Annotated in this window: 24 protein-coding genes; 15 read left to right on the forward strand and 9 right to left on the reverse strand. The window is 65.0% G+C overall.

The window, feature by feature from the left end:
* Positions 1-110: 110 nt before the first annotated feature.
* Together NRG23_RS23300 and NRG23_RS23305 are read right to left on the reverse strand one after the other, a co-directional pair.
* Entirely contained in the window at positions 111-1,190 is a 1,080-nt protein-coding gene (locus NRG23_RS23300; RefSeq protein WP_135006977.1) for an endonuclease/exonuclease/phosphatase family protein, read from the reverse strand.
* Between the two features lie 89 nt (positions 1,191-1,279).
* The gene (locus tag NRG23_RS23305; RefSeq protein ID WP_009051010.1) at positions 1,280-1,939 is read right to left on the reverse strand and encodes a membrane protein; all 660 of its coding nucleotides are present in this window, start codon (positions 1,937-1,939) and stop codon (positions 1,280-1,282) included.
* 180 nt (positions 1,940-2,119) lie between these two features.
* Here NRG23_RS23305 and NRG23_RS23310 point away from each other — a divergent pair, with 180 nt between their 5' ends.
* The 3 genes from NRG23_RS23310 to NRG23_RS23320 all read left to right on the forward strand — a co-directional run bounded on the left by NRG23_RS23310 (position 2,120) and on the right by NRG23_RS23320 (position 4,166).
* Positions 2,120-2,905 carry a DUF2076 domain-containing protein gene (locus tag NRG23_RS23310; RefSeq protein ID WP_257372360.1) on the forward strand — a complete coding sequence of 262 codons (786 nt, stop codon included), beginning with the start codon at positions 2,120-2,122 and terminating at the stop codon, positions 2,903-2,905.
* Positions 2,906-3,042: 137 nt separating this feature from the next.
* Positions 3,043-3,522 carry an NYN domain-containing protein gene (locus NRG23_RS23315; RefSeq protein WP_009051008.1) on the forward strand — a complete coding sequence of 160 codons (480 nt, stop codon included), beginning with the start codon at positions 3,043-3,045 and terminating at the stop codon, positions 3,520-3,522.
* 32 nt (positions 3,523-3,554) lie between these two features.
* Entirely contained in the window at positions 3,555-4,166 is a 612-nt protein-coding gene (locus NRG23_RS23320) for a PolC-type DNA polymerase III (protein WP_038635302.1), read from the forward strand.
* Positions 4,167-4,343: 177 nt separating this feature from the next.
* On the opposite strand, the gene NRG23_RS23325 is transcribed toward NRG23_RS23320, so the two are convergent.
* A complete protein-coding gene (locus NRG23_RS23325) occupies positions 4,344-4,796 on the reverse strand; it encodes an Lrp/AsnC family transcriptional regulator (protein ID WP_009051006.1) in 453 nt (150 codons plus the stop codon).
* A gap of 161 nt (positions 4,797-4,957) precedes the next feature.
* Here NRG23_RS23325 and yedA point away from each other — a divergent pair, with 161 nt between their 5' ends.
* Positions 4,958-5,872: a drug/metabolite exporter YedA gene (yedA, locus tag NRG23_RS23330; protein ID WP_041987370.1), complete on the forward strand. Its 915-nt coding sequence runs from the start codon at positions 4,958-4,960 to the stop codon at positions 5,870-5,872.
* Positions 5,873-5,940: 68 nt separating this feature from the next.
* On the opposite strand, the gene NRG23_RS23335 is transcribed toward yedA, so the two are convergent.
* Entirely contained in the window at positions 5,941-6,399 is a 459-nt protein-coding gene (locus NRG23_RS23335; protein WP_257372363.1) for a hypothetical protein, read from the reverse strand.
* Positions 6,400-6,623: 224 nt separating this feature from the next.
* Here NRG23_RS23335 and NRG23_RS23340 point away from each other — a divergent pair, with 224 nt between their 5' ends.
* Positions 6,624-7,958 carry a DEAD/DEAH box helicase gene (locus NRG23_RS23340; protein ID WP_016703731.1) on the forward strand — a complete coding sequence of 445 codons (1,335 nt, stop codon included), beginning with the start codon at positions 6,624-6,626 and terminating at the stop codon, positions 7,956-7,958.
* Between the two features lie 186 nt (positions 7,959-8,144).
* Here the strand turns inward: NRG23_RS23340 and NRG23_RS23345 are convergent, their stop codons facing one another.
* Positions 8,145-9,386 carry a TIGR03862 family flavoprotein gene (locus NRG23_RS23345; RefSeq protein WP_029526833.1) on the reverse strand — a complete coding sequence of 414 codons (1,242 nt, stop codon included), beginning with the start codon at positions 9,384-9,386 and terminating at the stop codon, positions 8,145-8,147.
* A 1,149-nt stretch (positions 9,387-10,535) separates the two neighbouring features.
* Complete coding sequence (locus NRG23_RS23350) at positions 10,536-11,456, reverse strand: histone deacetylase (protein ID WP_009051001.1); 921 nt, start codon at positions 11,454-11,456, stop codon at positions 10,536-10,538.
* A 74-nt stretch (positions 11,457-11,530) separates the two neighbouring features.
* On the opposite strand from NRG23_RS23350, the gene NRG23_RS23355 reads away from it, so the two are divergent.
* From NRG23_RS23355 to NRG23_RS23365, 3 genes are all read left to right on the forward strand, one after another.
* Positions 11,531-12,100 carry a GNAT family N-acetyltransferase gene (locus NRG23_RS23355; RefSeq protein WP_009051000.1) on the forward strand — a complete coding sequence of 190 codons (570 nt, stop codon included), beginning with the start codon at positions 11,531-11,533 and terminating at the stop codon, positions 12,098-12,100.
* Between the two features lie 101 nt (positions 12,101-12,201).
* The gene (gene tesB / locus NRG23_RS23360) at positions 12,202-13,071 is read left to right on the forward strand and encodes an acyl-CoA thioesterase II (RefSeq protein WP_009050999.1); all 870 of its coding nucleotides are present in this window, start codon (positions 12,202-12,204) and stop codon (positions 13,069-13,071) included.
* Complete coding sequence (locus tag NRG23_RS23365; protein WP_257372369.1) at positions 13,068-13,661, forward strand: HAD family hydrolase; 594 nt, start codon at positions 13,068-13,070, stop codon at positions 13,659-13,661. Before tesB ends, NRG23_RS23365 begins: the two co-directional genes overlap by 4 nt.
* A gap of 120 nt (positions 13,662-13,781) precedes the next feature.
* On the opposite strand, the gene NRG23_RS23370 is transcribed toward NRG23_RS23365, so the two are convergent.
* Positions 13,782-14,759, reverse strand: a complete 978-nt coding sequence (locus NRG23_RS23370) for an alpha/beta hydrolase (RefSeq protein ID WP_257372370.1) — start codon at positions 14,757-14,759, stop codon at positions 13,782-13,784.
* Positions 14,759-15,652 carry a neutral zinc metallopeptidase gene (locus NRG23_RS23375; RefSeq protein WP_009050996.1) on the reverse strand — a complete coding sequence of 298 codons (894 nt, stop codon included), beginning with the start codon at positions 15,650-15,652 and terminating at the stop codon, positions 14,759-14,761. The genes NRG23_RS23370 and NRG23_RS23375 overlap by 1 nt, the downstream gene beginning before the upstream one ends.
* Positions 15,653-15,791: 139 nt before the next feature.
* Here NRG23_RS23375 and pcaQ point away from each other — a divergent pair, with 139 nt between their 5' ends.
* The 3 genes from pcaQ (at position 15,792) to pcaG (ending at position 18,160) form a co-directional block, all read left to right on the forward strand.
* A complete protein-coding gene (gene pcaQ, locus NRG23_RS23380; RefSeq protein ID WP_198919404.1) occupies positions 15,792-16,721 on the forward strand; it encodes a pca operon transcription factor PcaQ in 930 nt (309 codons plus the stop codon).
* Positions 16,722-16,824: 103 nt separating this feature from the next.
* A complete protein-coding gene (pcaH, locus tag NRG23_RS23385) occupies positions 16,825-17,544 on the forward strand; it encodes a protocatechuate 3,4-dioxygenase subunit beta (RefSeq protein ID WP_198919403.1) in 720 nt (239 codons plus the stop codon).
* A 10-nt stretch (positions 17,545-17,554) separates the two neighbouring features.
* Complete coding sequence (pcaG, locus tag NRG23_RS23390) at positions 17,555-18,160, forward strand: protocatechuate 3,4-dioxygenase subunit alpha (protein ID WP_016703723.1); 606 nt, start codon at positions 17,555-17,557, stop codon at positions 18,158-18,160.
* A 206-nt stretch (positions 18,161-18,366) separates the two neighbouring features.
* Here pcaG and NRG23_RS23395 read toward each other — a convergent pair whose 3' ends face one another.
* Positions 18,367-20,094 carry an FAD-dependent oxidoreductase gene (locus tag NRG23_RS23395; protein WP_257372373.1) on the reverse strand — a complete coding sequence of 576 codons (1,728 nt, stop codon included), beginning with the start codon at positions 20,092-20,094 and terminating at the stop codon, positions 18,367-18,369.
* 209 nt (positions 20,095-20,303) lie between these two features.
* Here NRG23_RS23395 and NRG23_RS23400 point away from each other — a divergent pair, with 209 nt between their 5' ends.
* From NRG23_RS23400 to NRG23_RS23415, 4 genes are all read left to right on the forward strand, one after another.
* Complete coding sequence (locus NRG23_RS23400) at positions 20,304-21,080, forward strand: IclR family transcriptional regulator (protein WP_009050992.1); 777 nt, start codon at positions 20,304-20,306, stop codon at positions 21,078-21,080.
* Positions 21,081-21,418: 338 nt separating this feature from the next.
* Positions 21,419-22,474, forward strand: a complete 1,056-nt coding sequence (locus NRG23_RS23405) for a Gfo/Idh/MocA family protein (RefSeq protein ID WP_041987350.1) — start codon at positions 21,419-21,421, stop codon at positions 22,472-22,474.
* A 2-nt stretch (positions 22,475-22,476) separates the two neighbouring features.
* Entirely contained in the window at positions 22,477-23,292 is an 816-nt protein-coding gene (locus NRG23_RS23410) for a sugar phosphate isomerase/epimerase (protein ID WP_029526816.1), read from the forward strand.
* Between the two features lie 136 nt (positions 23,293-23,428).
* Positions 23,429-24,307 carry a DMT family transporter gene (locus tag NRG23_RS23415; RefSeq protein ID WP_016703719.1) on the forward strand — a complete coding sequence of 293 codons (879 nt, stop codon included), beginning with the start codon at positions 23,429-23,431 and terminating at the stop codon, positions 24,305-24,307.
* The last annotated feature ends 19 nt before the right edge of the window (positions 24,308-24,326 follow it).

Raw genomic sequence — 24,326 nt, forward strand, 5'->3', positions numbered from 1 at the left:
TGTAGCCGCTGCCGCAGGCTGCGATAAGGCCGAAGGCCTTCAGCGGTCTCAAGATCCTGCACCCGCGTTGTCGGAATGCCGCCCAGGTCGATCGCAGCCTACGGCAGCGGCTACAGTGTGGCGGGCAGCAGGAAGCGCGCGATCAGCGGCAGGTGGTCGGAGATGCGCAGGGTGTCGTCCTGCCGTACCTGGGCCTCGACCCGTTTGATCCGTGGGCTGTGGAACAGGTAGTCGACGGTGCGATCCGGGCCGCTCAGGGCTGGGTCGTTGGGGTAGTGGGTCAGCCACAGGGCGCGGTCGATGCCGCTGGCTTCGTTGTTGGTGGGGATCATCGGGTACTTGTCCCAGAGGCTGTGCAACGCGCTGTCGGCGGAGTAGGGCGTGCGTTGCTCGGGGGCGAGCCGCTGGTACTGGCCCAGGGGCAGCAGATTGAAGTCGCCGCCGATCAGCCAGGGCGTGCCGCGGGCTTCGAAACGGTCGAGGATCCTGGTTACCGCGTTCACCTGGGCTTGCAGGGTACCGTCGGGTTTTGTCGCGCGGTCCAGGTGGGTGTTGAGCACCGCCATCTGTCCGCCATCGCTTAACGGCAGGTAGCTGACCAGCACGGCGTTTTTCGGCTGGAACTGGCGGCTGATGAAGTTGGCTTCGGGCACCGGCAATTGCAGGCGTTCGGCGTGTTCGATGTTATAGCGGCTCAAGGTCGCCAGTTGCCGGCCGACGCTGCCGAAAATGTGCGGGGAGGGTACGAAATCGGCCTTCCAGTCGAAGGCCCGGGTACTGCAGGGATACAGGTCGGTCAGGCGTTCCTGCAGCAGCTTGAGCTGGTCCTGGTAATCGCTGGCCTTGGCGCCGTCGTCCAGTTCCTGCACCAGCACGATGTCCGGCTGCTCGTCGCGAATCACCCGGGCCACCTCGTCCAGGCTGAAGGCCATGTCCTCCGGGGTCGGGCGCTCGTCCGGCCCCCGGGCCTGGTCGTTCCAGAACACATAGCGCTTGCCCGCCAGGTACTGCACGTTCCAGGTCATCACCTTCAGCGCCTGGCCCGGCACCAGGCTGGGCACCTTGCCCGTGCAGGCGACTGGCAGCGGCTCCTTGGCGTCGGGGCGCCAGGTCAGGCTGTAGACCAGGGCTGACAACAGGCCTGCGCTGATCAGCAGGCCCAGGAGGATGAGGCGAAGTGGACGGGGCATCGGCTCGGCTTATGGCGTTGCAAGATTGAGCCCGAGCATAACCGAGAGCGGGGCCGCGGCCCAAGGGGTAGAGCGGCCGGACCTTGGCGTCACGCCTGTTCGGGCGAGTCACCGATCAGCATGAACAGCCGGAACACCACCACGCTGGTGAACAATTGCAGGAAGCTGTGGGCGCTTTCGATCAGCAGCGACAGCATCGGACCCGGCTCGGGATACGCCGCCAGGCTGGCGCCCTTGAGCACCCACAGCGGGGCCATCACGGCCAGGATGCAGACCAGGATCCGCAGGAAGTGCCCGCGGGTCAGGCGGAAGCTTTCCTTGATCGCGGCCAGTGGTTGCAGGCCCTTGAGCACCAGCAGGTATTCGGCGAAGGCCAGGGTCACCATCAGCCACAGCCCGGGCAGGAAATACAGCGACAGACCCAGCAGGATCAGCAGGGTGTTGATGGCGGTCAGCAGGGCAAAACGCGGCCACAGGCTGACAGTCGCGGCGAGCAGGTCGCGGGCCAGTGGCGATTCGCCACGGCTGCGGGCATCGAGGAACAGGATCAGCACCCCGGTGTACAGCGGGTAGATCAGCAGGCCGACGACCACGCTATAGCCGGGAAAGGCCTCGGGGCCCAGCGAGCTGTCCACCGCCTGCTGCAGCAGAGCTTCGAGGACCACCAGCGGCAGGCACAGCTGGACGATGCGCCCCAGGTTGCGCTGGCAGAAGTACAGGGAGTCGCGCAGAACGGTTAACGGATTCATCAGTGGTTATCGCAGATCACAAAAAGCGGTTGGACACTTTAACCGATGCAGCCCCCGGGCGAGCAAACGTAAACGTTAGGTAAAGGCTATTGAAAGCCCGCTGGGCAGCCCCATTACTGGTTGCACCTTGTGCATGACAGGCAAGGCCCAGTTTTTTACCGGCAATCTAAAGAGGTCGCCATGAACAGCGAAGAGCAAACCCTGATCGATGGACTGTTTTCCCGGTTGCAGCAAGCCGAGAAGGATTCAGCCCCGCGCGACGCCCAGGCCGAGACGCGGATCAAGGAGCATCTGGCCCGGCAGCCTGCCGCCGGGTATTTCATGACCCAGGCGATTCTGGTGCAAGAGGCGGCAATCAAGAGCCTCGACGAGCAGAACAAGCAACTCACCCAGCAGGTCCAGCAACTGCAGGCCGAGCTGCAACAGGCCAGGTCCCAGGCCGCGGCACCGGCGCCCAGCAGCGGTGGCGGGTTCCTTTCGAGCATCTTCGGTGGTGGTTCCCGCGATCCGCAGCCGGCGCCGACGCAAAGTGCTCCGGCCTCGTCCGGCGGTGGCTGGCGCGAGCCGGCGCGGCCGGCGTTCAACCCGCAGCCGCAGCCGCAGCAGAATTACCCGCAACAGAGCTATCCCCAGCAAAACTATGCAGCGCCCCAGCAGGCTCCGGCCGTGGCTGGCAGCAGCTTCCTCGGCGGCGCGCTGAAGACCGCCGCCGGTGTGGCGGGTGGCGTGATGCTGGCGCAAGGCCTCAGCAGCCTGTTCCACGGCAACCAGCAGCCGCAGGAAATCGTCGAAGTGATCAAGGAAGAACCGGCACCCGCCAGCGACAACGCGGGTGGCTGGGGCAATGACGAGCAGCGCATGGCCAACAACGACTCCTGGGGCAACAACGACCAGGGCGGCTTCAGCGATGCCGACTACGGCAACGACGACAGCTCGTTCTTTTCCGACGACGATTCCTTCGTCTGATCCGCCATCGGTCCGGAACGCCACTGCGTCCCGGACCGATTATTCGCGGAACCTTCCTTCTGGCTGGCATACTGGGCGACTTTTCAGGGTTTGAGTCCCGGCCCAGTTCGCGCGCGTGAGCGCCATGAGGATAAGCGGTGAAAAAAATCGCTGTGTTCGCCGATGTCCAGAATCTCTATTACACCGTGCGCCAGGCCTATGGCTGCCACTTCAACTATGCCGCCCTGTGGGCCGACATCAGCCAACGCGGGCAGATAGTCGAGGCCTATGCCTATGCGATCGACCGGGGCGACAGCAAGCAGCAGCAATTCCAGCAGATCCTGCGCAACCTGGGCTTCACGGTAAAACTCAAACCCTATATCCAGCGCAGCGACGGCTCGGCCAAGGGTGACTGGGACGTGGGTATCACCATCGACATCATGGACGCCGCCGCCCATGTCGACGAAGTGGTGCTGGCCTCCGGTGATGGCGATTTCGACCTGTTGCTGGAGCGCATCATCAGCAAGCACGGCGTCGAAGCGGTTGCCTATGGCGTACCGGGACTCACCGCCAATTCGCTGATTCGCGCGGCCACGCGCTACGTGCCGATCGAAGGCGCGCTACTGCTCAAAAGCTGAGCTGACTATTTTTTGGATGGAGCTGGACAGGTTTGGAACGCATCGCAGTCATCGACTTTGAAACCACCGGGATCTCCCCGAGCAGCAGTTGCCGGGCCACGGAAATCGCCGTGGTGATCCTTGAGCAGGGGCGCATCGTCGAGCGTTACCAGAGCCTGATGAATGCCGGCGTGCGGGTGCCGGCCTTCATCGAACAGCTGACCGGCATCAGTAACGCCATGCTGCGCAGCGCGCCGCCGGCCGAGCAGGTGATGAACGAGGTCAACGAGTTCGTCGGCACCACGCCGCTGCTGGCGCACAACGCCGCGTTCGACCAGAAGTTCTGGGACTACGAGCTGGGCCGGATCAAGCGCACCCGCTTGCAGAACTTTGCCTGTTCCCTGTTGCTGGCGCGACGGCTGATGCCGGCGGCGCCCAACCACAAGCTCGGCACCCTGACCACGTTCGCCAGCCTGCCCCATACCGGCCAGGCTCACCGGGCCATGGCCGACGCGGAAATGGCCGCCAACCTCACCGCGCACCTGGCGCTGGAGCTGCGGCAGAAACACGGGCTGCGCGAGCTGTCCCACGACTTCCTGTGCAAATTGCAGAAAGTGCCGGCCGCCAAGATCGGCGAACACCTCAAGCGTCATCGCGACGCCTGATCCGTAATCCCTGTAGCCGCCTGTAGCCATCTGTAGCCGCTGCCGAGCCTTGGCGAGGCTGCGATAAGGCTCGAAGAGCCTTCCAAGGCCCTCAAGAGCGCGTCTCCTGCGGAGCCGATCGCAGCCTCGCTGGGGCTCGGCAGCGGCTACAGGCGGCTACAGGCGGCGTGGATTGGCTTATTTGCCGTTGCTTTCCAGATGCCCCAGCGGCACGCGCTGTTCGATGGCGCTGGAGAGCACGATCGAGGTCTTGCTGAACCCGAACTGGGCAACGCGGTTGATCAGCTCTTCCAGCTCCGGCATCGAGCCGACGGCGGCGCGCATGATCACGCACGGATCGCCGGTGACCCGCTGGCATTCGGTGAGTTGCGGGATCCGGCTCAGTTCGTCATAGGCCTTCTGATTGCCGTGCTGGGCCATGCGCAGTTCGATCACGCACTGGATCGGCAGCCCGAGCTTGGCCAGGTCGACCTTGGCCTGGTAGCCGGTGATCACTCCGCTGGCTTCGAGCTTGGCCACCCGTTCGGCCACGGCCGGAGCGGAGAGGTTCACCTTGCGCGCCAGCTCGGCGTAGCTCGCCCGGCCATTTTCCAGCAGGGCGGCGAGGAGCATGCGGTCATATTTGTCCATGATAAGGCTTCCAAATACAGCGACTTTCGAAAGCATGGGTTATAGCCACAATCTCCGTGTTTTGAAAAGTGTACTGGCGCTTTAAACAGGTTTTGTAACTTAAGTTCCGCCGGCCGGCTTTCTAGAATAAGCCCTCTCCCTTGCCTGTCTTCGAGCTTCCCATGCCTGGTCTACGCCGTTTTCCCTTGCCTTTGATTGCCGCTTTTTTTGCGCTGTACGTGATCTGGGGGTCGACCTACCTGGTGATCCGTATCGGTGTCGAATACTGGCCGCCGCTGATGCTCGCGGGCATCCGTTTCGTCATCGCCGGCAGCCTGATGTACGGCTTCCTGCGCTGGCGCGGGGCACCGGCGCCGACCTGGGCGCAATGGCGGGCGGCAGGGGTGATCGGCATCCTGCTGCTGAGCTGCGGCAATGGCGCGGTCACCGTCGCCGAACACATGGGCGTGGCGTCCGGAGTGGCAGCCCTGGCGGTGGCCACGGTGCCGCTGTTCACCCTGCTGTGCGGTTACTTCTGGGGCGCGCGCAACACTCGCCTGGAATGGGCCGGGATCGTCCTCGGGCTGATCGGCATCGCCATGCTCAACCTCGGTTCCAACCTGCAGTCGAGCCCGACCGGCGCGGCCTTGCTGGTGTTCGCGGCGGCGGCCTGGGCCTTCGGTTCGGTGTGGAGCAAGCACCTGCCGTTGCCGCAAGGGGCGATGGCCAGTGCCGTCGAGATGCTGGTGGGTGGCGCGGTGCTGTTGATCGGCAGCTGGTTGAGCGGCGAACAACTGGCCGCCGTTCCGCCGATCGAAGGCTGGGCGGCCCTGGCGTACCTGACCGGCTTCGGCTCGATCATCGCCTTCAACGCCTACATGTACCTGCTCAAGCACGTGCGCCCGGCGGCGGCCACCAGCTATGCCTACGTCAACCCGGCGGTGGCGGTGCTGCTGGGGATAGTGTTTGTCGGCGAGACCATCGGCCTGGAGGAGGCGCTGGCGATGGTGGTGATCATCAGTGCCGTGGTGTTGATCGGCCTGCCGCAATGGCGCAAGCCAAAAGCCGCCGCGATACAGGAAGAAGCCACCGCTTGAAGTGGCCGGTTGGCGCACGATCGAAAACGCCGGGCATTGCCCGGCGTTTTTGTTCCAGCCTGTCGTACTCAGGCCGGGTTGAACAGCATCACCAGCGGTATCAGCGCCACGACGAAGGCCAGCATGAACAGCAGGCTGATCCCGGCGACGCGCCACAAGGAGAAGAAAGGCCCCTTGCTGAGTTTGTATTCGATGACGACCGGACCGAAGAGCTGGCGCGCGTAGGTGTTCATCGCAAAAAGCGGTGGCAGTACGAAGACCACGGCTGGAACGCTTTCCGGCAACACCGCGCTCAACACCATCATCAGGACGAGCAGGCCGATACCGACATACCAGGCCTTCTTCACTTCGCTTTCGCGGCCGAGCGCCTTGAGGTTGGCGGCGATGATGTAGGACCCCGCCAGGGAAGTGCCGAGGAAGGTGGCAAGGCCGACGGCGTTGATGCTGTACAGGCGCAATGGCGCGGTCGATGCAGCCGGGGTCTGCAACTCGGCGGCCGGTGTCTGGAAGGGGTTGGGGGTGTCCATACGGGTCAGGCTCCTGGATCTTCGACGGGGCGATGGGGATAAAAGAACTGAATCCTCTCCCGGCAGCTCCAGGCGCGTCTACAAAGATTATCGCTGCTCACCGCCCGGGGCCCCGTAACGGCGGGAGGCAGGGCAACTCGTCAGCCCGAAAGAAACCCGCCTGAATTAGGGTAAACTGCCGCCCATTGCACACCTGCGCTGACTTTTTTCCCTACGGTATCCCCATGACATTCGCCACTCTTGGCCTGATCGAACCCTTGCTGCGCGCCCTCGAAACGCTTGGCTACCAGACCCCGACACCGGTGCAGGCGCAAGCCATTCCGGCGGTGCTGGGCGGTCGCGACCTGATGGCCGCGGCGCAGACCGGCACCGGCAAGACCGCCGGCTTCGCCTTGCCGCTCCTGCAATCGTTGACCTTGGAAGGGCCGAAAGTGGCCAGCAACTCGGTGCGCGCGCTGATCCTGGTGCCGACCCGCGAGCTGGCCGAACAGGTGCACGAGAGCGTGCGCCAGTACGCCGAGCACCTGCCGCTGAGCACCTACGCGGTGTACGGCGGCGTCAGCATCAACCCGCAGATGATGAAGCTGCGCAAAGGCATCGACCTGCTGGTGGCGACCCCGGGTCGCCTGCTCGACCTGTACCGGCAGAACGCGGTGAAGTTCAGCCAGTTGCAGACCCTGGTGCTGGACGAAGCCGACCGCATGCTCGACCTGGGTTTCTCCGAAGAGCTGAAGGACATCTACGCGGCATTGCCGAAAAAGCGCCAGACCCTGCTGTTCTCCGCGACCTTCTCCGACGCCATCCGCCTGTTGGCCGGGCAGATGCTCAACGATCCGCTGAGCATTGAAGTCAGCCCGCGCAACGTTGCCGCCAACACCGTCAAGCAATGGGTGGTGACGGTGGACAAGAAGCGCAAGCCGGAGCTGTTCAGCCACCTGCTGCGCAAGAATCGCTGGAAGCAGGTGCTGGTATTCGCCAAGACCCGCAACGGCGTGGACGCGCTGGTGGAAAGGCTGCAGGGCCAGGGCGTGAATGCCGACGGCATCCATGGCGACAAACCCCAGGCCACCCGCCAGCGTGCGCTGGACCGCTTCAAGGCCAGCGAGATCCAGATCCTGGTAGCCACCGATGTAGCGGCCCGTGGCCTGGACATCGAGGACCTGCCGCTGGTGGTCAACTTCGACCTGCCGATCGTCGCCGAGGATTACATCCACCGCATCGGCCGTACCGGCCGCGCCGGCTCCACCGGTGAGGCGATCTCGCTGGTGTGCGCCGATGAAGTGAACCTGCTGTCGGCCATCGAGATGCTGACCCGCCAGACCCTCAAGCGCCATGACGAGCCGGACTTCATTCCCGATCACCGGGTGCCGGAAACCGACGCCAGCGGCCAGGTGATCAAGAAGCCGAAAAAGCCGAAGAAGCCCAAGGCTTCCGGCGGTGGCGGCAAGCGCAACCTGGGCAAGTGGGTGGACAGCGGCGAAGTGGCCGAAGCCCCGGCGGTGAAACCGGTGCGCAAGGTGCCGGCGTTCAACACCGGGCCGCGCAAGCGCAAGCCGTAAGCCTTGGCGAGCGTTCAACACCGCTCGCTTCTGTAGCCGCTGGCGTAGCCTGCGATCGAGGACGAAGTCCTCGCAAAAACGAACGCCCCGGTTTTCCTGGAAAACCGGGGCGTTTGGTTTTACGCCGTTACGTCGCAATGCCGCCCAGACCGATCGCAGGCTGCGCCAACGGCTACACGAAAGGCCTCAGGCCTTTTCCCGCAACCACTCGATCATCCCCAATCCCGCCGCCCGCCCGCTGGCGAAACACGCGGTGAGCAGGTAGCCGCCGGTGGGCGCCTCCCAGTCGAGCATTTCTCCGGCGCAGAACACGCCGGGCAATTGCTTGAGCATCAAGCGCTGGTCCATGGCCTCGAACGTCACGCCGCCGGCGCTGCTGATGGCTTCGTCCAGCGGCCGGGTCCTCACCAGGGTCAACGGCAGGGCCTTGATCGCCTTGGCCAGCAGCGCCGGGTCGGCGAAGCAATCGGCAGTGGTCAGTTCGCGCAAGAGTGCGGCCTTTACCCCGTCGATGCCCAGCTGGCTGTGCAGGTGCTTGGCCATGGAGCGCGAGCCCCGTGGCTTGCTCAGCGCGGCCTGGATCCGGTCATGGGGTTTGCCCGGCAGCAGGTCGATATGCACGGTGGCCGAGCCGTGGCGGTTGATCGCGTCCCGAATCGGCGCCGACAGCGCATAGATCAGGCTGCCCTCGACCCCGGTGGTGGTGATCACGCATTCACCGAGGCGGGGGATGTCGTCGTTCAGGCCAATGGCCACGTTCTTCAGCGGGGCGCCGGCGAACTTGCTGCGCAGCAGATCGCTCCAGTCCTGCACTTCGAACCCGCAGTTGCTCGGTTGCAGGGGCGCCAGTTGCACGCCGTGCTGTTCCAGCGGCAGCATCCAGGCCCCATCCGAACCCAGGCGTGCCCAGCTACCGCCGCCCAGCGCCAGCAGCAGGGCGTCGGCCTGGACCGACTTTTCACCTTCCGGACTGTGGATGCGCAGGCTGCCATCGACATTCCAGCCGAGCCAGCGATGGCGGGTGTGGATAACCACGCCGGCATCGCGCAGGCGCTTGAGCCAGGCGCGCAGCAGCGGCGCGGCTTTCATATCGGTGGGGAACACCCGACCCGAGCTGCCGACAAAAGTCTCGATGCCCAGGCCGTGAATCCATTGGCACAGCGCCTCGTTGCCGAACTCGCGCAACAGCGGGGCCATCTGCGGAGCCCGTTCGGCATAACGCGAGAGAAAGACCGGGTAGGCCTCGGAATGCGTGATGTTCATGCCGCCGACCCCGGCCAGCAAAAACTTGCGGCCCACTGACGGCATGCCGTCATAGAGATCGACGCGGATGCCTGCCAGGCTCAGCACCTCGGCCGCCATCAAGCCGGCGGGGCCGCCACCGATAATGGCGACGTGATGGGGCAGGGTGGTGCTGGATAAAGTCATGGCGGGCGGCGGCGTGGCGGAATAAGCCAGGCATTCTACCCGAGGCAGGCCCGCCGCCAATGCTCCATGCGCCCCGCAGTGGCTTATACAAGGGGTGATCAAAAAATGTTCAGTGCTCTGCAGGGCTTGTACGGCATGGCCTGCAGCCCCTTGCACTCAGGTTATCCACAAGCGGCTCCACAGAGATTGGGGGTAAGGCGCCCACACTTTCATGACCACCTGATGAAGCTTTTGTAGCCGCTGCCGCAGGCTGCGAAAGGTCCGCAGGACCTCCAGCGGCATCACTCTTCATGTTCCCGCTTCGCAGCATTCAGCGATGCTTACCGGGCCTGATCAAAAAACGATCACCGATCTGCAGGGCACAGCCAGCCTAACCTACAGCCGCTTGCACTCAGGTTATCCACAAGCAGCTCCACAGAGATTGGGGGTAAGGCATCCACACTTTCATGACCGCCTGATGAAGGCTCCTGTAGCCGCTGCCGCAGGCTGCGAAAGGTCCGCAGGACCTCCAGCGGCATCACTATTGGCGCTCCCGTTTTGCCGCGCTCAGTGGTGCTTATAGAGTCTGATCAAAAAATGATCGCCTGTCTGTAGAGCACAGCCAACATGGCCTGCAGCCGCTTGCACTCAGGTTATCCACAAGCAGCTCCACAGAGATTGGGGGTAAGGCATCCACACTTTCATGACCACCTGATGAAGCTTTTGTAGCCGCTGCCGCAGGCTGCGAAAGGTCCGCAGGACCTCCAGCGGCATCACTATTTATGCTCCCGTTTTGCCGCGCTCAGTGGTGCTTATCGAGTCTGATCAAAAAATGATCGCCTGTCTGTAGAGCACAGCCAACATGGCCTGCAGCCGCTTGCACTCAGGTTATCCACAAGCAGCTCCACAGAGATTGGGGGTAAGGCATCCACACTTTCATGACCGCCTGATGCAGCTTTTGTAGCCGCTGCCGCAGGCTGCGAAAGGTCCGAAGGACCTCCTGCGCTATCACTGTTGGCGCTCCCATTTCGCAGCATTCAGCTGTGCTTATCGGGCCTGATCAGAAAATGATCACCTGTCTGTAAGGCACAGCCAGCATGGTCTGTAGCCGCTTGCACTCAGGTTATCCACAAGCGGCTCCACAGCCATTGTGGGTAAGGCGCCCAGCGTTCAGTGACAACCTGATGACGTCCACACCCGTTGCGCACTGTGGTGGAGGATGCCGTGGCGGCGGGCCAGGGCCTGGCGGTCCTTGCTGTAGCCGCCGCCGATCACCCCGAGCACCGGGATGTCGCGGCCCAGGCAATGGCGCATCACCTGTTCGTCGCGGGCGGCGACGCCCTGGTCGGTCAGCTTCAGGTAACCCAGGGCATCGTCCTTGTGCACATCCACCCCGGCGTCGTACAGCACCAGGTCCGGCTGGTACAGCGGCAGCAGGTAATTGAGGGCATCGTCGACCACCTTCAGGTAATCGGCGTCGCCCATGCCCATCGGCAGGGGGATGTCCCAGTCGCTGGTGGCCTTGCGTGCCGGGAAATTTTTTTCACAGTGCAGCGAGACGGTCACGGCGTCCGGGGTATGTTCGAGAATCCGCGCGGTGCCGTCGCCCTGGTGCACGTCGCAGTCGAAGATCAGCACCCGGCCGACCCGACCGGCTTCGAGCAGGTAGTGGCTGATCACCGCCAGGTCGTTGAAGATGCAGAAGCCCGCCGGGTGGTCGTAGTGGGCGTGATGGGTGCCGCCGGCCAGGTGGCAGGCCAGGCCATGCTCCAGGGCCTGTTCGGCGGCCAGCAGCGAGCCGCCGACGGCGCGCACGGTGCGTCGGGCCAGGGCTTCGTTCCAGGGCAGGCCGAGGCGCCGTTGGTCTTCCCGCGACAACTCGCCGGCCATATAACGTTCGATATACCCAGGATCGTGGGCCAGGGCGAGAATCTCCTTCGGGCACAGCTCCGGGCGCATCAGGTCGGCATCGCGGGTCAGGCCGCTGTCCACCAGGTGGTCGCGCAGCAGGCGAAACTTGTCCATGGGGAAACGGTGCTCCGCCGGGAACTCGGGGCTGTAGTCGTCGTGGTAGATCAGCGGCAGTGGCATGGCAATTTCATGTAGGAATCCGAAAAGGATCCTACCAGCGATGTAGACTGGCACGCATGGAAATGGAGGGGACGATGGAGCCGATACTGCAACTCGAAAGTGCTCGACTGCTGTTGCGCCAGTGGCGCGATGAGGATTTGCCGGCGTTTGCGGCGATGTGTGCCGACCCGCAAGTGATGCGTTACTTTCCGGCCCCCTTGAGCCGCCTGGAAAGCGCCGCGTTGATCGGGCGGATCCGTGGGCATTTCGCCGAGCACGGTTTTGGCACCTGGGCGCTGGAGCGCAAGGACACCGGGGCCTTCATCGGGTTTACCGGGCTGGGGGTGGTGGGCTTCGAAGCGCCATTCACCCCGGCGGTGGAAATCGGCTGGCGCCTGGCGCGCGAGCACTGGGGCCTGGGCTACGCCAGCGAAGCGGCCTGGACCGCGCTGCGCTGTGGCTTCGATCGCCTGGCCCTGAAGGAGATCGTTGCCTTCACCACCACCAGCAACCTGCCGTCGCAGAAAGTCATGCAGGCCATCGGCATGCAACACGATGGGCACGACGATTTCGATCACCCAAAGCTCGGCAGCGAGCATCCGCTGCGTCATCATGTGCTGTATCGCATCAACCGCGAACAATGGTTGGAAACCTTGCATGGATAGCAGGTCGGGGGCATCTGGAGTGTGCCCATGTGTGTGAACCCGATTGAATCGACCGCGACAGCCAAGACTGCGCGGCATTGCTCTGTGTGAGGAGAGTCTGAATGAGCCACGTGTTGGATGATCTGGTCGACCTGTTGACCCTGGAACCGATCGAGGAAAACCTGTTTCGCGGTCGCAGCCAGGACCTGGGCTTCCGCCAGTTGTTCGGCGGCCAGGTATTGGGCCAGTCCCTGTCCGCGGCCAGCCAGACTGTCGAAGAGGCCCGCCATGTGCATTCGCTGCATGGTTATTTCCTGCGTCCGGGCGATGCGGCGTTGCCGGTGGTGTACCAGGTCGACCGGGTGCGCGATGGTGGCAGCTTCAGCACCCGCCGGGTGACGGCGATCCAGAAGGGCAACCCGATCTTCACCTGCAGCGCCTCGTTCCAGTACGACGAGGAAGGCTTCGAGCACCAGGACACGATGCCCCAGGTGGTCGGCCCGGAAAACCTGCCGTCGGAGCTGGAGATCACCCAGCAGCGCGCACACCTGATCCCTGAGCACATGCGCGAAAAACTGCTGTGCCCCAAGCCCATCGAAGTGCGCCCGGTGACCGAAAAAGACCCCTACAACCCGCAGCCGGCGGACCCGATCAAATACGTCTGGTTCCGCGCCGACGGCGAGCTGCCGGACATTCCCGCGCTGCATAAATACCTGCTGGCCTACGCCTCGGACTTCGGCCTGCTGACCACCTCGATGCTGCCCCACGGCAAGTCGGTGTGGCAGAAGGACATGCAGGTCGCCAGCCTCGACCACGCCCTGTGGTTCCATGCCGACCTGCGTGCCGACGACTGGCTGCTGTATGCCATGGACAGCCCGTGGGCCGGCAATTCCCGTGGTTTCTCCCGCGGCAGCGTGTTCAACCGCGCCGGCCAGCTGGTGGCGTCGGTGACCCAGGAAGGCCTGATCCGCCACCGCAAGGACTGGGCATGAGCCTGGCCGAGGTGCGTCACTGGGTGTTCGACATGGACGGCACCCTGACGGTGGCCGTGCATGATTTCGCGGCCATCCGCGAAGCGCTGGGGATCCCGCCGGAGCACGACATCCTGACCCACCTCGCGGCCTTGCCCGCCGCCGAAGCCGCGGCGAAACACGCCTGGCTGCTGGAGCACGAGCGCGACCTGGCCCTGGGTTCGCGCCCGGCGCCGGGGGCGGTGGAGCTGGTGCGGGAACTGGCGGCGCGGGGCTATCGCCTAGGCATCCTGACCCGCAATGCGCGGGAGCTGGCCCATATCACCCTGGAGGCTATCGGCCTGGCCGACTGCTTTGCCGTCGAGGATGTGCTGGGGCGCGACGAAGCACCGCCCAAACCTCACCCCGGCGGCTTGCTGAAACTGGCCGCGGCCTGGGAGGTGGCGCCGGCCGAGATGGTGATGGTCGGCGACTACCGCTTCGATCTCGACTGCGGTCGCGCGGCGGGCACCCACACGGTGCTGGTGAACCTGCCGGATAACCCGTGGCCGGAGCTGGCCGACTGGCATGCCGAGGATTGCAGCGTTCTACGGCGGATGGTGTTGGCTTAAAAAGCATCGCGGGCAAGCCTCGCTCCTACGGATCTGCGGTGTAGCCCTCTGCCGGGTACGACAACGAATCTGTAGGAGCGAGGCTTGCCCGCGATAGCGTCCTTCCAGACACCACTACATCTACTGGCCGAACAACGCCTTCTGCCCCTCGGGCGAGGTGAACATCTTGTCGCCGTCATGCCCGACCCCGGGCACTTCGATCAGTTGCTGTTGCAGCCCCTGGGGATGGCGCTGTTTCAGGTAGTCGAAATAGTTGTGCCCGCGAATCAACCGGTAGGCGCCCTGGGCCTCGGCGGTGCAGCGGGTGTCCAGCGCCGGGTGGTGCGGGTCGGTGTCCTGTTTGCCCAGCAGATAGGTGATATCGCGTTTCACGTAGCGCTGTTCCAGTTGCTGCGCGGTCTGGCCGGCGGCGTAGGCCGGCAGCTTGAGCAGGCCGTACTTCCAGTGGTTGAAACCGGGGCACGCATTGGCGTCGACCTTCACCGGGCGCTGCTCGTCGAAGTAGGCATAGGACGACGGGTTGGCGATGACGTAACGCAGCTTGATGCCGTCATCCACCAGGCCCGGATGATGCTGGCCGAGCAGGGCAAAACGCTGCACCACTTGGGCGCCACCGGAGTGGCCGGCGATGACGATCTCGGTCAGGGACGGAAACCGCTGGCGATCGCTCAGCCGCGTGATGATCGCGTCCAGCACTGCATAAGAGCTTTGGGGCTTGGGCCCGCTGGACGGCTCGCCGGCCATCCAGTCATTGCCCTGCCAGCGCAGCAGCGAACCGGGCAACTGGTGACGCTCGATATCGTTCTGATTGAGAAACTGCGGCGCAATCACCAGGGTGGTCGCGCTTTGCCCGGCCTGGCTGGCGGCCTGTTCGGCGCTGTGCAGGTAGGTCTGGGCGTTGCGCAGGCGCCCATGGACGATGATCAGTGCCCGCTGGATCTCAGGCAGCGGCTGTTGCCAGTCCTGGCTCAGGCCGACGGCCAGTTCGCCGCCTTCCAGGTTCAACCGCGCGGGGCTGATCGTCTTGACGCCACTTTCCGCTGCCTGCGCGCCGGCGCAGATCATCCATAACGTGAGCAGCACCAGTCCCCGGCGCATTACAGACTCTTCGCCGCGAAGGTGTCGCATTGGCCGATCTGGCCCTGAGTGAAGCCGGCCTTGAACCAGCGCACCCGTTGCGCCGAGCTGCCGTGGGTGAAGGAGTCCGGTACCACGCGGCCCTGGCCTTGCTGTTGCAGGCGGTCGTCGCCGATGGCGTTGGCGGCGTTCAGGGCTTCTTCGATATCCCCCGGCTCCAGCCAGTTCAGGCGCTTCTGCGCATGGTTGGCCCAGACGCCCGCCAGGCAGTCGGCTTGCAATTCCTGGCGCACCAGCAGGCCGCCGTCGCCTTCCATCTGCCGGCCCTGTTGGCGGGCCGCCTGGATCTTCGCCGAGACGCCGAGCAGGGTCTGTACGTGGTGGCCGATTTCGTGGGCGATCACGTAGGCCTGGGCGAAGTCGCCGGCGGCCGAGAAGCGCTGGTCCATCTCGCGGAAGAAGTCCATGTCCAGGTACACCTGCTGGTCGGCCGGGCAATAGAACGGGCCGGTGGCGGAAGTCGCCGAGCCGCAGGCGGAATTCACCCGGCCGCGAAACAGGATGAGCTTGGGTTGCTGGTAGGCGCGTCCGGCCTGCTGGAAGATCTGGCCCCAGGTGTCTTCGGTGTCGCCGAGGATGGAACGGACGAATTCCGCCTGCTCGTCATTGGCTGGCGGCGCCTGGCGGGTCTGCTGGGTGGTGGCGGGCGCCGAGGACTGATCCATCTGCCCGACGAGTTGTCCGAGGATCTGCAACGGGTCCTGGCCGGTGACCCAGCCGATGCCGACGATCAGGATGATGGCGGTCAGGCTCAGGCCCTTGCCGCCGCCAAAGCGCAGACCGCCGCCACCGCCGCCACTGTCATCGCGAGCATCCACCACGTTGTCGCTGCGCCGTCCTTTCTTCCAAAGCATGGGTGAATCCTCGTTTTAATGTGCTGATCAGTGTTGCTGGTGAGCAGGGCCGACGCCAGTCCGATCGTCAGCCTTTTGCATGCACGCTACCATTGCCCGCAGCCGCATCGATTCTGTCGCGACACAGCCGGGGCCTCCTTTGAACATCGATACCCGTATCAAATTCCGTCACCTCGTATGTTTTCTTGAAATGTCTCGTCAGGGCAGCCTGGCGCGGGCGGCGGATGTGCTCGCGGTGAGCCAGCCGGCAATGTCGAAAACCCTCAAGGAACTGGAAGAGTTGCTCGACACCCGGCTGTTCGCCCGGAGCAAGGCCGGGCTCAGCCTGACCGAGGCCGGCATGGCCTTTCTGCGTTACGCCGGGCCCTCGGTGCAGGCCCTGCGCGAGGGGGTGAGCACCTTGCGCGGCGGCGAGTATGCCGCCGGCGTGGTACGCCTGGGTGTGCTCTCGACCGCCGAGAGCCTGCTGCTGCCGGAGGTGGTGCGGCGCCTGCACGAACGGCATTCGGCGCTGGTGGTGAGCGTGGTCACCGGCCCCAGCGCCTACCTGCTGTCACAGTTGCGGGTCGGCGATGTCGACCTGGTGGTCGGGCGCATGACGGACAGCCCGCAGATCCAGGGCCTGAGCTTCGAGCATCTGTACAGCGAGTCCATGACCCTGGTGGCGCGCCCCGATCATCCGTTGCTACACGGGCCGCTGGACCGACATGCGCTGGAGCAGTACCCATTGGTACTGCCATTGGCCGGCACCACCATCCGCAAGTTCGCCGACAGCCTGTTCGTGCAGTGCGGCATCAGCCAGTCGCGCCAGCGCCTGGAAACCCTCTCGGTGGCCCTGAGCCGGCGCTATGCGCTGTCCAGCGATGCGCTGTGGATCGCCCCGCTGGATGCGGTACGCCTGGACCTGGCCAATGGCGAGCTGCGCGAGATCGACCTCGGGCAGCGCGAGCCGGGTGGCTCGGTGGGCATCTCCAGCAATGCCAGCCTGCCGCTGTCGCTGGCGGCGCAATGGTGCGTCGAGGTGCTGCGGGAGGTCGGGCAGGCCTATCGCGAGGGGCATTACCCATAACCTTCTGGTTATGTTCTTGAAGGGCCTTTTCAATAGTCGTCGGGTTGCCGTTGTTTGAAACTGCGCGGGCTGCGCTCCATAAATCAAACAACAGGAGACCGACATGTCTGATGCAGACAGCAGTCGTTTCGTTATCCGTGACCGTAATTGGCATCCCAAGGCCCTGACTCCCGACTACAAGACCTCCGTGGCCCGTTCGCCGCGCCAGGCGCTGGTGAGCATCCCGCAATCGCTGAGCGAAACCAGCGGCCCCGATTTCGCCCATCTGAAGACCGGACGTTTCGATAACGACCTGCTGCTCAACTTCAATAACGGCGGCTTGCCGGTGGGCGAGCGAATCATCGTCGCCGGCCGGGTTTGCGATCAGTACGGCCAGCCGATTCCCCACACCCTGGTGGAGATGTGGCAAGCCAACGCCGGTGGCCGCTACCGGCACAAGAACGACCGCTACCTGGCGCCCCTGGACCCGAACTTCGGCGGCGTCGGCCGGGCCTTGACCGACCGTGACGGCTACTACAGTTTCCGCACCATCAAGCCCGGCCCTTACCCGTGGCGCAACGGCCCGAACGACTGGCGCCCGGCGCATATCCACTTCTCCATCAGCGGGCCGTCGATCGCCACGCGGTTGATCACCCAGCTGTATTTCGAGGGCGACCCGCTGATCCCGCTGTGCCCGATCGTTAAATCGATCGCCAACCCGGAAGCGGTGCAGAGCCTGATCGCGCGCCTGGACATGAGCAGCGCCAACCCGATGGACTGCCTGGCCTATCGCTTCGACATCGTGTTGCGCGGCCAGCGCAAGACCCACTTCGAGAATTGCTGAGGAGCCTGCCATGCCTATCCAATTGCTGCCTGAAACCCCCTCGCAAACGGCCGGACCTTACGTGCACATCGGCTTGGCGCTGGCCGCCGCGGGCAACCCGACCCGCAGCGACGAGATCTGGAACCGGATGGCCGGGCCCGATGCCCAGGGGGAAAAGATCCTGCTGATCGGCCATGTGTATGACGGCAACGGCCACCTGGTGCGCGACTCGTTCCTCGAGTTCTGGCAAGCCAACCACGAGGGTGTCTACGACCCCGTGTTCGATTCGGAGAAAGCCTTCAACAGCTTCGGGCGCACGGCCACCACCTTCGATGCCGGCGAGTGGACGCTGCACACCATCAAGCCGGGCGTGGTGAAGAATGCCGCCGGGGTGCCGATGGCGCCGCACATCAACGTGGCGCTGTTCGCCCGGGGGATCAACATCCACCTGCACACCCGCCTGTATTTCGCCGACGAGCCGGAAGCCAACGCCGCCTGCCCGGTGCTGAACCTGATCGAGCAGCCGCAACGGCGCGACACCCTGCTGGCGCACCCCTGCGAAGTGGACGGGCAGCGGGCGTATCGCTTCGATATCCGCATCCAGGGGGAAGGGGAGACGGTGTTTTTCGATTTCTGATCGGCCATCCTCGACCGCTCTCCCGGGGCGGTCTGGTCTGCCGCATCGGCCGGTTTGCGTCTCCTGCGGAGCCGATCGCAGCCTCGCGGGGCTCGGCAGCGGCTACAGGAGTTCCATGCTTCCTGTAGCCGCTGGCGCAGCCTGCGATAAGGTCCGCAGGACCTTCAAGCGATCTTAGGAGCCACACCCTTTTCGAAGTTGCCGCCTTATTCGTAAGCGCTGGCCCCGGCGATATGCCGACCGGCGATGTAGCCGAAGGTCAGCGCCGGGCCGAGATTGATACCGCCGGCGGGGTAGTGGCCGCCCATGATGCTGGCCATGTCGCTGCCGGCGGCGTACAGACCGGCGATGGCCTGGCCCTGGGCGTCGAGCACCTGGGCGTGGGGGGTGACCTTGAGCCCGGCGAAGGTGCCGAAGCATCCCGGTTGGACCTTCACCGCGTAGAACGGCCCCTGTTCGATGGGCGCCACGCACGGGTTGGGTTGCTGGCGCGGGTCGCCCTGCTTGCGGTTGTAGGGCGTCGAACCCCGACCGAACTGCGGGTCCTGGCCTTGTCGGGTATGCCGGTTGTATTCCGCCAGGGTGGCGCGCAGGCCGTCCGCATCGATGCCGCAGGCCTGGGCCAGTTCCTCGATGCTCTCGCCGCGTTTCAGGTAGCCGCTGCGGATAAAGGGCGCCAGCGGCACCGGGAAGGGCCGGGAGATGCCCAGGCCATAGCGGCGCTGGAAGCCGTGGCTGCAGATCAGCCACGACGCCACTTCTTCACCCTCGGGCGCCGCCGCGACCATCGCCCGCACATAGTCGTAGTAACCGTCGGCTTCGTTGACGAAGCGCTGGCCGTTGCGCAGGACGCCGATGATCCCCGGTTTGCCGCGCTCGATGATGTGCGGGAAGTGCCCGCGGCTGCCGTCCTTGTAGGGCACCGCGGAGACCGGGGCCCAGGCCACGGGGGATGCCATGTCGGTATCGACCCGGGCACCGACGCTTTCCCCCAGGCGCAAGCCATCGCCCGAGACCGCCAAGGGCGGCAGGGCCAGATGCTCGTGGCCGGTGGGCGTGCGTGGGAACAGCGCCTTGCGCCGTTCGATGTCGTTGGGGAAACCGCCGGCCGCCAGCACCACCGCCTTGCGGGCGCGGATACGAATGGGCCCCCGGGTGGCGCTGCTGACAATCGCCCCGGTCACCGCGTCGCCGTCGCGCAGCAGTTCGGTGACCGGCGCCGATTCCCAGAGCAGCACGCCCAGGTCCTGCGCCGATTTGGCCAGGCGCGCCACCAGCGCCACGCCATTGACCAGTTGCAGGGCGCGGCGGTGAGTGACGAGGTCGCGCAGGTGGCGGCCGAAGCGCTTGCTCACGTGCCAGGCGGCCGGCAGCGAACGGCTCAGGTTGAGGAAGGCCGCAAGGTCGGCGCCGGCCATGATCGGCATGCCCATGAACGAGGTTTCGCGCAGGGTCTTGCGCAGGCGCTTGAGCAGCGTGCCGACCTCGCGCCCATCGTAGGGCGCGGCGATCACCGAGCGTCCGCCGGTGCCGGCGCCCGGGGTGTCGCCGTGGATATCGGCGATGGCGTTGCCGTCGGCGAATTGCAGCGCGGTATGGCGCTCGAAGAACGACACCATGCGCGGGCCGGCTTCGAGGAAGGCGTCGATCATTGCTGGCTGGTAGCGTTCGCCCAGTTCGTGTTTCAGGTAGGTGCGTGGCAGTTCCACGTCCTCGACTATGCCGGCCCGTCGCGCCAGCGGGTTGCACGGCACCCAGGCCCAGCCGCCGGACCAGGCGGTGGCGCCGCCGAACACCGGGTCTTTCTCCACCACTATGACTTTCAGGCCATGCCAGGCCGCGGTCACGGCCGCCGAGAGGCCGGCGGCGCCGGAGCCGACGACCAGCACGTCGCAATCGATATCGGGGTGGTGCAGGGAGGCGGTGGCAGGCATGGAAGAAGCAACTCCGCTAAACGAACAGTTATTATTTTTGGAACTTGATTCCAAAAAATATACGGAGTCGAATAGTTGGCAGCAAGGCGGGGGCAGGATCATCTGCGCCGTGCCGAGGTTTTTATGGGCGGTTATCGAACGATGCCGCGGTGTGTTTCCCATTGCGCCGGTTGTCACTAGAATCGGCCAAATTTCGTCTGGACCCGACCATGGCCGGCAGTCAAATCGAGCGCGTCTTCAGCGTTCTGGAAAGTCTTACCAGTGACCCCCGCGGCCTGCCGATGCAGACCCTGGCCGAGCAGCTGGACATCCCCAAAAGCGCCACCCACCGGCTGTTGGCGGAGCTGATCCGCCTGGGCTACGTGCGCCAGAACCCGGACAGCCTGCGTTATCACCTGTCGACCAAGCTGGTGGCGATGGGCTTTCGCTACCTGTCCAGTAGCGGCGCGGATATCGTCCAGCCGGTGCTCGACCGGCTGGCCCAGGAAACCGGCGAACTGGTGCGCCTCGGGGTGATCGAGGACGAGCGCCAGACCTGGATCGCCAAGTCCCAGGGCGCCCGTTCCGGGTTGCGCTACGACCCCGACATGGGGCGCGAGGCGCCGCTGTTCTACACCGCTTCCGGGCACGCCTGGCTGGCCTGCCTGAGCGATGCCGAGGCCTTGTCGCTGGTGGAGCGCCAGGCCGCCGAGATTCCCGCGGACCTGGGCCCGAACGCGCCGCGCTCGAACATCGAACTGCTCGAACGCCTGCGCCTGGCCCGGGAACAGGGTTATGCCTGGGTCGAGGAAAGTTCGGCGGTGGGCACCTCGGCGGTGGCCGCGGTGGTGCGTCATCCGGTCGATGGCCGGGTGGTCGGGGTGCTGAGCATCGCCGGCCCGAGCGCGCGCATGCCGCTGGCGCGCCTGCATGAACTGGCGCCGCTGCTGTTGAAGTTTGCCGATGAGCTTTCGGCTGCCAGCCAGGCTTCCGAGCTTTTCAGCTGAATCTGCAGAATTTCCTGTAGCCGCTGCCGAAGGCTGCGATCGGCCGCGCAGCGGCCGTGAAACTACCTGCCGAGTCTAGCCAGGCACACTGCGATGGCAGGCTTTGCGTCTCCTGCGGAGCCGTTCGCAGCCTCGCGCTGCTCGGCAGCGGCTACAGGGGCTGCGCGTTTTCCTGTAGCCGCTGGCGTAGGCTGCGATACGCAGGGCCTTCACGATCTCAAGTCTTAAAGCTGTTCGCTGATCGGACACTATTTTGTTTTGCTCTTGTGTGAAAGTGGAACCAAGTTCTAAATATTTGAAATTTCGCGTTCCGATAACAATCACAAGAGGATCCCGTCTTGGACTCGCCTTTGCGCATTGCCCTGATCGGCGCCGGCAACATGGGCCAGCAGCATTACCAGCACCTCAAGACCCTGACCGAAGCCACACTTTGCGCCGTGGCCGATCCCGGCCCGCAAGCCGCCGGGATCGCCGCGCAGTGGCAGGTGGCGCATTACCCCGACTATCGACAGATGCTCGACCAGGCCCGCCCCGACGCGGTGATAGTCGCCAACCCGAACAACCTGCACGTCGGCACCGCGCTGGATTGCCTGGCGGCCGGGGTGCCGATGCTGCTGGAGAAACCGGTCGGCGTGCACCTGGATGAAGCGCGTGAACTGGTGGCCGCCGTGAAAAATAGCGGCGTGCCGGTGCTGGTGGGCCATCACCGGCGGCACAACCCGCTGATCGTCCGCGCCCATGCGCTGGTGCAGGGCGGGGCACTGGGCCGGCTGACCACGGTCACCGCGCTCTGGCAATTGCAGAAGCCCGACAGTTATTTCGAGATTCCCTGGCGCCGTGAGCCCGGGGCCGGGATGCTGCTGACCAACCTGATTCACGACCTCGATTTGCTGCGCCACCTGTGCGGTGAGGTGCATCAGGTGCAGGCCGTCACCAGCAATGCGGTGCGTGGTTTCGCCAACGAGGATTGCGCTGCCGTCCTGCTGCAATTCGCCAACGGCGCCCTGGGCAGCCTGACCGGTTCCGACGCAGTGGCGGCGCCCTGGAGCTGGGAGCTGGACTCCGGCGAGAACCCGGTGTATCCGCGCCAGGCCGACCAGCCGTGCTACCTGCTGGCCGGCACCGCTGGCGCCCTGAGCATTCCGCAACTCAAGCGCTGGCAATACGCCGAGGCCGGTGCCGGCTGGCATCAGCCATTGCTGGCGGTCGAGGAGCCTTTCACCGCCGCCGAAGCCCTGCGCCTGCAGTTGCAGCATTTCGTCAAAGTGGCGCGGCGCGAGGCCGAGCCGCAGGTCAGCGTGGCCGATGCGGCGCGGACCCTGGCGCTGATCGAGGCGATCCGCGAAGCGGCGGCGACCGGTCGCGCCTGCGCCCCGGCGCTGATCGAGGGATGAACATGAGCGAACGCATTCTTTCCCTGGCCAGCCTCACGGTGCTGGAGATCTCGCCGCCGCAGATGGTCGAGGTGGCGGCCCGCGCCGGTTACAGCCACGTCGGTTTGCGCCTGGTGCCGGCGACGCCGCAGGAGCATCACTTTGCCCTGGTGGCCGATGCCGAGCTGCGCCGGCAGACCCTCAGCCGCCTGCGCGACACCGGCATTTGCGTGCTGGATGTGGAGATCCTGCGGCTCAAGCCGCAAACCCGGGTCGCGGATTTCGAAGCGGTGCTGGCGGTCGGCGCCGAGTTCGGCGCCAGCGAGCTGCTGGTGGCCGGCAACGACCCCGACGAGGCGCGCATGACCGAGCGCTTCGCCGAACTTTGCGACCTGGCGTCGATCTACGGCTTGCACCCGCACCTGGAGTTCATGCCCTGGACCGATGCGCGCGATCTGCAACAGGCGGTGCGGGTGGTGGAGAACGCCGGTCGCGACAACGCCGCGGTGCTGGTGGACGCATTCCACTTCGATCGCTCGGCCTCGCGCCTGGAGGATCTGGCAAAGGTCGCGCCGTCACGGCTGCGTTATGCCCAGCTGTGCGACGTGGCCGGCCCGCGCCCGGACGATATGCAGGAGATCCTGCGTCAGGCCCGCAACGAGCGGCGTTTCCCCGGGGATGGCGATTGCGACCTGGCGGGGCTCTTGCATTGCCTGCCGGCCAACCTGCCGTTGAGCCTGGAGATTCCCACGGTGAAATTGCTCGAGCAGGGCGTCGGCGCCCTGGAGCGGGCACAGATGGCGTTGGACAAGACCCGGGCGTTGTTGGCCCGGCTTTAGTTGATCGCCCTGATGGCCCTATCGCGGGCAAGAACTGGGCGTCCCCCCTGCTCCTACAGACGGTGTTGACCGTAGGAGCGAGGCTTGCCCGCGAAGCTGTTTCTACAAACAAACCCTATCTTGAGAGAGACCGCGGATGACCCTCAGCACACCCCTTTCCGGTGTCAACCAGCCCTTCAAGGGCATCCTGCTGGTCGTCGTGGCGACCTTCCTGTTCGCCAGTCACGACGCCTTGTCGAAATACCTTTCGGGGTTCTATCCGATCGTGATGGTGGTCTGGGCCCGCTACCTGGTTCATACCCTGCTGATGGCCGGGATCTTCCTGCCGCAATCGGGCCTGCGGGTGTTGCGCACCAAGCGGCCGTTGCTGCAGCTGGCGCGGGCCTTGTGCCTGCTCAGCACCAGCCTGCTGTTCACCTCGGCGCTGCTGTTTATCCCGCTGGCGGAAGCCACGGCGGTCAACTTCCTGGCGCCGGTGCTGGTCACCGCATTGTCGGTGCCGCTGCTGGGCGAGCGGGTCACCAAGGGCCAGTGGCTGGCGGTGATCTGCGGTTTTATCGGCGTGCTGATCATCGTTCACCCGGGTGGCGACCTGTTCACCCCGGCGGTGCTGCTGCCTTTCTGCTCGGCGCTGTTTTTCTGCTTTTACCAACTGCTGACCCGCAAGCTCGCCGAGCACGACAGCCCGACCACCAGCAACTTCTTCGCCGGCCTGTGCAACACCCTGGTGATGAGTGCGCTGGTGCCGTTCTTCTGGCAGGTGCCGAGCGTTATCCATGGCGTGCTGATGCTGGCGCTGGGGGCCTGCGGCATGACCGCCCACCTGTTCCTGACCCAGGCATTCCGCCACGCGGCACCGGCGCTGCTGGCGCCCTTCGGCTATTGCCAGATCGTCTTCGCCGGGCTGCTGGGTTGGTTGTTGTTCAGCCATACGCCGCAGCCGATCACCCAGCTGGGCATCGCGGTGATCTGCCTCAGCGGCCTGGCGGCTGCCTGGCAACAGCGCCAGCGCTGAGCGGCATTCGTAACGGGGC

The organism is Pseudomonas sp. T8 (assembly GCF_024610635.1).
Lineage (GTDB): Bacteria > Pseudomonadota > Gammaproteobacteria > Pseudomonadales > Pseudomonadaceae > Aquipseudomonas > Aquipseudomonas chlororaphis_I.